Genomic DNA, 1,922 nt, shown 5'->3' on the forward strand with positions numbered 1-1,922 from the left:
GCCGCCGCGGACAGCCGCACGATCTGGCCGGATGCGCTGATCGCCGGGTTCGCCGCCTACCTGCACCGGGTCACCGGCGCGCGGGAGGTCGTGCTGGGGCTGCCGGTGATGGGGCGGCTCGGCTCCACCGCTTCCCGGGTGCCGGGCATGGTCGTGAACGTGCTGCCGCTGCGGGTCGCGGTCGACCCGGACACCACCCGCGACGAGCTGGTCGGCCGCGTCGCGCGGGAAGTGCGGCAGCTGCGCAAGCACCAGCAGTACCGCGGCGAGGACCTGCGCAGGGACCTGCGGCTGCTGGGCACCGACCGGCCGCTGTTCGGCCCGATGATCAACGTGAAGGCGTTCGACTACGAGCTGAGCTTCGCCGAGCACCCTGCGACGGTGCACAACCTGGCCGCCGGGCCGGTCGACGACCTCACGGTGCTGGTCTACACCGAAGGCACCGGAATGCGGTTCGAGTTCGACGCGAATCCGCAGCTGTACTCCGCGGACGAGCTCGCGGCGCACCAGGACCGGTTCCTGCGCTTCCTGGACCGGTTCGCGCGCACCGGCGGACCCGTCGGGCAGGTGGACCTGCTCACCGCCGAGGAGCGCGAGCTGGTGCTGCGGGAGTACAACGGCGGGCCGGTCGGCGCCGACCGCGGTCCGGCGACGCTGCCCGAACTGTTCGAGGACCAGGTCCGGCGCACGCCCGAGGCGATCGCGCTGACCTGGGGCGACGAGCAGATCAGCTATACCGAGCTGGATTCCAGGGCGAACCGGCTGGCGCACTGCCTCATCGACCACGGCATCGGGCCGGAGCAGCTGGTGGCGCTGGCCCTGCCGCGTTCGGCCGAGTTGGTGGTCGCGGTGCTGGCGGTGCTGAAGTCCGGTGCGGCCTACCTGCCGCTGGATCCGGGCATTCCGGCGAGCCGGATCGCTTACATCGTCGCGGATTCCCAGCCGTCGATGCTGATCAGCGACTCGGCGCAGCACGGCGACCTGCCGATCCCGCGCCTGCTGCTGGACGATCCGGCGGCCGTGCGGGAGATCGGCGAGCACTCGCAGCGCGACCCGCGCGGTGGTGAGCGGGGGCCGCTGACGGCGGACCACGCCGCCTACGTGATTTACACCTCCGGCTCGACCGGCAAGCCGAAGGGCGTGGTGATCCCGCACCACAACGTGGTCCGGCTGTTCAGCGCCACCGAGCCGTGGTTCGGCTTCGGCACCGAGGACGTGTGGACGCTGTTCCACTCGTATTCCTTCGACTTCTCGGTGTGGGAGCTGTGGGGCGCGCTGCTGCACGGCGGGCGGCTCGTCGTGGTGCCGCACGAGGTCAGCCGGTCGCCGGAGGAGTTCCGCCGGCTGCTGGTGCGCGAGCGGGTCACCGTGCTCAACCAGACTCCTTCGGCGTTCTACCAGCTCATCGAGGCCGATCGGGAATTCCCGGAGACCGCCGGGCGGTTGGCGCTGCGGCGCGTGGTGTTCGGCGGGGAAGCGCTCGATCTGTCCAGATTGGACGATTGGTACGCGCGGCACGCCGACGACGCGCCGAAGCTGATCAACATGTACGGGATCACCGAGACCACCGTGCACGTGTCCTACCTGGAGCTCGATCGCGAGCTGGTGTCCCGCCGGGACGGCAGCCTCATCGGGCGCGGCATCCCCGACCTGCGGGTCTACCTGCTGGACGAGAACCTGCAACCGGTCCCGCCCGGCGTGGTCGGGGAGCTCTACATCGCGGGCGCGGGGCTGGCGCGCGGCTACCTGGGGCGGCGTGGGCTGACCTCGTCCCGGTTCGTCGCCGATCCGTTCGGCACGCCGGGCACGCGGATGTACCGGTCCGGGGATTTGGCCCGGTGGCGCGGAAACGGGCTGCTGGAGTTCGTCGGGCGCGCCGATCACCAGGTGAAGGTTCGCGGTTTCCGCATCGAGCTCGGCGA

At 71.1% G+C, this 1,922-nt stretch carries 1 protein-coding gene; it reads left to right on the forward strand.

The window, feature by feature from the left end; all coding sequences use genetic code 11:
- Nucleotides 1-1,922 (forward strand): amino acid adenylation domain-containing protein (locus IJH84_RS00750; protein ID WP_295138986.1); only part of this gene is annotated, 1,922 nt, incomplete at both ends.

Source organism: Saccharopolyspora sp. (assembly GCF_017434145.1).
Classification (GTDB): domain Bacteria; phylum Actinomycetota; class Actinomycetes; order Mycobacteriales; family Pseudonocardiaceae; genus Saccharopolyspora_C; species Saccharopolyspora_C galaxeae.